The sequence below is a fragment of the Microbacterium sp. B24 genome (assembly GCF_000333415.1).
Classification (GTDB): Bacteria; Actinomycetota; Actinomycetes; order Actinomycetales; family Microbacteriaceae; genus Microbacterium.
In genome coordinates this window covers 1-6281 of the sequence record NZ_BADB01000228.1, presented here as the reverse complement: position 1 = coordinate 6281, position 6281 = coordinate 1, and the positions used below count along the sequence as shown (strand labels likewise).

Annotated in this window: 7 protein-coding genes and 1 tRNA gene; 1 reads left to right on the top strand and 7 read right to left on the bottom strand. The window is 70.0% G+C overall.

Translation table 11 applies throughout. From position 1 onward, the window contains the following. From I5I_RS06180 to I5I_RS06160, 5 genes are all read right to left on the bottom strand, one after another. On the bottom strand, positions 1-1179 hold a 1179-nt coding region (locus I5I_RS06180), incomplete at its 3' end, for an LCP family protein (protein WP_051039504.1). A 35-nt stretch (positions 1180-1214) separates the two neighbouring features. Next, positions 1215-1299: transfer RNA gene (locus I5I_RS06175), tRNA-Ser, on the bottom strand. 96 nt (positions 1300-1395) lie between these two features. Beyond that, on the bottom strand, positions 1396-2325 hold the full coding sequence (locus tag I5I_RS06170) for an HAD family hydrolase (protein WP_036288963.1): 930 nt from the start codon (positions 2323-2325) through the stop codon (positions 1396-1398). Continuing rightward, positions 2322-3599, bottom strand: a complete 1278-nt coding sequence (serS, locus tag I5I_RS06165; RefSeq protein WP_036317673.1) for a serine--tRNA ligase — start codon at positions 3597-3599, stop codon at positions 2322-2324. Before serS ends, I5I_RS06170 begins: the two co-directional genes overlap by 4 nt. 81 nt (positions 3600-3680) lie before the next feature. Beyond that, entirely contained in the window at positions 3681-4172 is a 492-nt protein-coding gene (locus I5I_RS06160; RefSeq protein ID WP_036317671.1) for a hypothetical protein, read from the bottom strand. A 102-nt stretch (positions 4173-4274) separates the two neighbouring features. On the opposite strand from I5I_RS06160, the gene I5I_RS06155 reads away from it, so the two are divergent. After that, on the top strand, positions 4275-5297 hold the full coding sequence (locus I5I_RS06155; protein WP_036317668.1) for a diacylglycerol/lipid kinase family protein: 1023 nt from the start codon (positions 4275-4277) through the stop codon (positions 5295-5297). Here I5I_RS06155 and I5I_RS06150 read toward each other — a convergent pair. Then, entirely contained in the window at positions 5294-5890 is a 597-nt protein-coding gene (locus I5I_RS06150) for a TetR/AcrR family transcriptional regulator (protein ID WP_036317665.1), read from the bottom strand. The two genes, I5I_RS06155 and I5I_RS06150, sit on opposite strands and share 4 nt — an antisense overlap. 5 nt (positions 5891-5895) lie before the next feature. Further along, positions 5896-6281: hypothetical protein (locus tag I5I_RS17080; protein ID WP_036317664.1), on the bottom strand; the 386-nt coding region annotated here is incomplete at its 5' end.

Genomic DNA, 6281 nt, shown 5'->3' with positions numbered 1-6281 from the left:
GCCGTCGGGCTGGGCTGGCGCCCCGGTCGCGGGCGACGGCGTCGCCTCACCGACGACCTTGGTGCCGTAGCCGTCGCTGTTCGACCCGGTCAGCTGGATCGGCTGTTGTTGGCGAGCGCGTCGAAGAGCAACTTTGGCCGCCGAGGTGACGGGGTCGACACGGGAACCGCCGGTCGCATACACCGTGGGGTACTGCACGAAGACGATGTCCTGGTACGGCACGCTGCGCACCGCCATCGCGATCTGCACCATCCGCTGCGGGTTCGCGAGGGTGGAGCTCAGCACGACCTGTGGCGGGTCGGCGGTCACCTGCGAGATCGCGGTGTTGGCGAGGTTGAAGAGGGTCGCCGGGTTGCCCAGCACGCCCTCGGACTGCAGCTTGCGCACCAGAGAGCTCAGGAACTGCTGCTGGTTCGAGATGCGGCCGAGGTCCGAACCGTCGCCGATGCCGTGACGGATGCGGAGGAACTGCAGGGCTTCGACGCCCATCAGCGTGTGCTCGCCCTTGGTCAGGTTGAGCCCGGTGTGGCTGTCGCTGATGTCGTCGGCGACACAGACGTCGACGCCGCCGATGGCATCGGACATCGCGATGACACCCGTCCATCGCGTCGCGGCGGCGAACTGGATGTCGATGCCGGTCAGCTTCTCGATGGTCGCCACGGTGCACGACAGGCCGCCGTACATGTACGACGCGTTGAGCATCTGACCGCTCATCGCGGAGTACTGCGTGCCGTCCGGGCCGGTGCACGAAGGGATCGGCACGATCATGTCGCGCGGAAAGGAGACGACCGTGACGCGACGCGGCTGATCGGAGATGTGCACGAGCATCGTGACGTCGTTGCGTTCGCCGTCGGTGTCGCCGGCCTGGCAAGCACCGGAGAGGGCGGCGTTGGGCCCCTCGCACGAGTCGGTGCCGACGACGAGGATGTTGGCGCCGCCCTCGATCTCGCCGAGCGTGGGCGGAAGCGCTTCGTCATCGCCGCCGATCGAGACGCCGGCGGCCTGTACGGCACGCGCGGCATCCCACACATAGAACGCGCCCACGGCCGTCGTGCTCACCACGGCGACCGCGACGATCGCCGCGAGGATCGCGAGCACCTGCGAAAGCGGGTGCGGAGACTTCAGGATGCCGTGGCGGGCGACGGGCTGCCGACGAGGGCGCTCGGGGCGTGGACTCACGGGGGACCTTTCGACAGCGGGCACGACCGCTTCTGCGGAGGGTGTGGGATTCGAACCCACGGGACATCTCTGCCCACCGGTTTTCAAGACCGGGTCCATCGGCCGCTCGGACAACCCTCCCGATGGATGCCGCGGCATCCCTCAGACAGGCGACGAGTCTAGTCGACGCACGATGCCCATCATCGCGCGTCGTCCTGGGCGGCGGCTGAAAAGACGTCAGAGTTCGCGCAGGATGTCGGCGACGCCGCCGGCGTGCACCGAAGCCGTGACCTCTCCTGCTTCACGGCGCACCTCGTCGGGCCCCTGTCCCATCGCGATGGCACGGCCGCCGTGATCGAGGGCCCAGCGGAACATGCCGAGGTCGTTGCGACCGTCGCCCATCACGAGCACGCGCTCGCTCTCCACGCCGAGCCAGGTGCGCACGCGCTCCAGGGCGGTCGACTTGTCGACGCCCTGCGGCGCGATGTCGAGCCACGCCGACCAGCCCACGGCATACGAGACCTTGGTGAGGCCGATGCGTTCGACGAGGGCCAGGAAGTCCTCGTCGGTCTCGTCGGGCGCGACCACGACGACGCGGCAGACGGGCTGCGCGACGAGCTCGGCGAAGTCGACTCGGCGCGCGTGCGCCAGGTTCCAATCGTCGAGCCGCTCGGTGTAGAGCCGCTCGCCGTCGGCGAGTTCCACCATGTACTTCGCGTGCGGCAGGTGCGCGCGCAAGAGGTCGACGACCTCCGAGGGGTCGAACGTCTCGACGTGGAAGCGCTCGTAGCGGCCTTCTTCCGCGAAGTCGCCCCCGACGCGCTTCATGATGACGGCGCCGTTGGAGCAGACCGCGTACTCCGGGGCGAGCTCGAGCACGTGTTGGATGCCGCGGGTGCCCTCCCAGCTGCGGCCCGTGGCGAGCATCACCTCGTGTCCGGCGCGATGGGCGTGCGCGACGGCCTCCACGACACCCGGGCTGAGGGTCTCGTCCTCCAGCAGCACGGTGCCGTCGACGTCGAGGGCGATGAGCAGCCGCTCCGTCGCGACGGCGGGGTTCTCGGCATCCGTCGCCAGATCGTCGACGAGGTGCGCGGCCTTCGGCGCGTCGACGACCTCGATCGCACCCGTGGGCGGCAGACGGTCTTCGGCGCGCGGGCCGCTCATGCGATCGGCTCCGCCACCTCGAGGCCGCCGAGGTAGGGCCGCAGCACCTCGGGGATCACCACCGACCCGTCGGCGCGCTGGTGCGTCTCCAGCAGCGCCACGATCCATCGGGTGGTCGCGAGAGTGCCGTTCAGCGTCGCGACCGGAGCGGTCTTGCTCGCCACGCCCTCGACGCTCGGCCGGTAGCGCACGTCGAGGCGTCGCGCTTGGTAGGTCGTGCAGTTGCTGGTGGAGGTCAGCTCACGGTACGAGCCCTGCGTGGGCACCCAGGCTTCGACGTCGTACTTGCGCGCGGCGCTGGAGCCGAGGTCTCCCGCGGCCACGTCGATCACGCGGTAGCTGAGACCGAGGTCCTGCAGCATCTGCTCCTGCAGAGCGACGAGGCGCAGGTGCTCGGCCTCGGCGTCGTCGGGAGTCGTGTAGACGAACATCTCGAGCTTGTTGAACTGGTGCACCCGGATGATGCCGCGGGTGTCCTTGCCGTACGACCCGGCTTCGCGCCGGTAGCAGGTGGACCAGCCGGCGTAGCGCTTCGCACCGGCGGTCAGATCGAGGATCTCGCCCATGTGGTAGCCCGCAAGGGGGACCTCGCTCGTGCCGACGAGGTAGAGGTCGTCGGCCTCGAGCTTGTAGACCTCGTCGGCGTGCTGTCCGAGGAAGCCGGTGCCGCGCATGACCTCGGGGCGCACGAGCGTCGGCGGGATCATGGGGATGAACCCGGCATCCACCGCGCGCTGGAGCGCGAGGGACATGAGGGCGTACTCGAGGCGGGCGCCGATGCCGGTGAGGAAGTAGAAGCGGCTGCCGGAGACCTTGGTGCCGCGCTCCATGTCGATCGCGCCGAGCTTCTCACCAAGGGCGAGGTGGTCGAGGGGCTCGAAGTCGAAGGATGCCGGTTCGCCGTGCGTACGGACGGTGACGAAGTTCTCCTCGCCGCCGGCGGGAACCCCGTCGATGACGATGTTCTCGATGCGGGCGAGGGCCGCGTCGGCGGCCTCTTCGGCCGCGGTGACGGCCTGCTGCGCGGCCTTGACGCGATCACTCAGCTCCTTGGCCTGCGCGACGAGCGCGGGCTTGTCCTCCTTCGGCGACGAGGCGACGGTCTTGCCGTGCGCGTTCTGTGCGGCGCGCAGCTCTTCGAAGGCCGTGATCGCCGCGCGCCGGGCGCGGTCGGCTTCGATCGCGGCGTCGACGGTGTCGGCCGACTCGCCGCGCGCCTCCTGCGAGCGCTTGACGAGGTCCGGATTGTCGCGGAGAAGGGCGAGATCGATCACCCGACAAGTCTAGTTCGCGGGGTCGCCCCCGCTCGGTCGTCGGGCACGACGGCTCGGGGAGCCGTCGCAGACGGCGTGTGTCTAGAGACGGTGCCGAGCCGCGAGGCGCAGTCCGAGGATCAGCGAGGACACGACGTAGGCAGCCATGCCTCCCGCGGAGGCGAAGAACACCCATGCGTTCACGGGTTGCGTCGGATCCAACTGACGCACGAGTGCCGTCGCGGCGATGACGACCACGACGATCACGGTCACGCCGAAGTGGAGGGCGTCGGCGCGTTGTATCCCGTGGAGCGTGCCGATCCGAGCGGTGCCCCCCACGGCGATCCCGATCGCGGTTGCGAACAGGATGAGGATCAGCACGGTGCCGAACCAGCCGTAGGCCGTGAGCTGCTCGGTGACGGGCTCGCATGTCGCGAGCAACGGCGCCACACTCCATCGCGCGGTGGCGCAGGACGGGTTCCTGAATACCGCCATGGCGACGAGGGAGGTGCCCAGCGGGATCGCAAGGGCGAGGAACAGGGCGATCCACCCCGCCCAGCGAACGGCGGAGCGGATCTGACGCGCTTGTCCCATCCCTCCGTTCTACCCGTCCATGGCCACGGCCGCAGCGAGTGCCGCGGCGCCACGATCCGCCCGCCCCGCCGCTGATGTTCACCGCCGGGTATGTTTAGCCGCATGGCATCCGCTGACGTCACTGCACCCTCCGGTGATGAGGCGTCGCCTCGCCGCGCGGCGCTGGTCTACAACCCGATCAAGGTCGAGGTCGATCAGCTGCGCGATGCGGTGACCCGTCACTCCGCCGACGCAGGGTGGGCCGAGCCGCTCTTCTACGAGACGACCGTCGACGAACTCGGCGACGGTCTGGCGCGCGAGGCGATCGCGGCCGGAGCCGATGCGGTGCTCGTCGCGGGCGGCGACGGCACGGTCCGCGCGGTCAGCGAGGCCATGGCGGGCGTGGAGGTGCCGCTGACGATCGTGCCGAGCGGCACCGGCAATCTGCTCGCCCGCAACCTCCAGCTTCCCCTTTCCGATCCCGACGCCATGATCGCGGCGACCTTCGCGGGCGATGTCCACGCGATCGATGTGGGGTTCGCGGAGCTGGTGCGCCCCGACGGACAGCGGGAGGAGCGTGCGTTCGTCGTGATGGGCGGCATGGGTCTGGATGCCGCCATGATCGCCAACACCAGCGGCGATCTGAAGAAGAAGGTCGGGTGGGTCGCCTACGTCGACGGCGCCGCCCGCTCGCTCGTGAAGGCCAAACCCTTCGGCATCATGTACCAGGTCGCCGGCCACCGGATGCACCGCGCACACGTGCAGAGCGTGCTCTTCGCCAACTGCGGCTCGCTGCCGGCCGGTCTGGAGCTGATCCCCGAGGCGTCGGTCGCCGACGGGCAGCTCGACATCGCGATCTTCCAACCCAAGACGGCCTTCGGATGGCTCGCGGTGTGGCGCCGCGTCGCCTGGGACAACAGCGTGCTGCGCAGGTTCCGCGCCGGACGGCGCATTCTGCGGCTGCGCACCCGGGACAACTCCATCCGGTACGCACGCGGTAACGGCATCCAGATCGCCGCCGGCGTCGCCACGCCGGTGCAGCTCGACGGGGACGAGTTCGGCGAGGCCACGGCCGTCGACGTGCGCATCCACGCCGGCGCGCTCCGGCTCGCCGTACCCACCGGGCACACCTCCCCCACGCTCTAGCGGGGACGGCGGGCAATGTCGTCGAGGTGCGCGACGACCAGGCGGCGCGCCGCCTCCGCGTCATCCTCCCCGCCCCACACCGCGTGCAGGGCGGCGCCATCCAGCAGGGCGTGCAGCCGCTGGGCCTCCAGGTTCGGGTCGCGCCCGACGCCGAGGTCGTCCGCCTCTCGCAGAAGCTCGATGCACGCGCGACACGCCGCGGCGACCCCGCCGTTGAGGCGCAGGACCGAGTCGCGCAGCCGCGCATCGGTGAGAGCGAGCACGCCGAGCTGGATCTGGGCGAGCAGCTCCACCCGCCGGTCATGATCGAGAGGCAACAGCTGCTCCAGGATCTCCTCAGCGAGCCGACGTCCCGCGGAGTGCCCGAGAAGCCCGGCGATGCGCGCGGACACCCGCCGATCGATGAGCAGCAGACAGTGCTCGCGCAGCGCATGCTGCGTGGGAAAGGTGCGCCGCAGCGACGCGACGGCGATGCCCGCCTCGTCTGCCACCCCGCGCACCGACAGTCCCGCGAGGCCGTCGCGCTCGAGCACGCGCAGCGAGGCCGCGGCGATGTCTTGCGTGCGAGCGTCTTGGTCGATGAGCCGGGGCATGAGAGCTAGTGTGCCCCGACGGGCGGCGCTGACGACGCGCGTCGCGGCCAGATGGTGTAGCTCACGGCCCAGATCACGTCGGCGGCGAGGATGATCCCGAGGATCCGAACGTTGACCAGCAGTTCGTCAGCCCCGTTGCCGTCGCGGGCGAGCGCGATCAGCCCCCACGTGACACCGCCCGCGATCACCACCATGACGATGGTGCGCAGCACGTCCTTCCAACACGCGATCGTGTACGCGGTACCCGAGAGCCTGACGGGCGGAGGCCCTGAGGCGAAACGGTGCGAGAAGCGCACGTCGGCCCACGAGATGACCTGATGGCCGAAGGCGACCGAGAAGCCGATGTAGATCGCGGCCAGCCCGTGCTGCCACGAGGCAGTCCCTCCGCGGA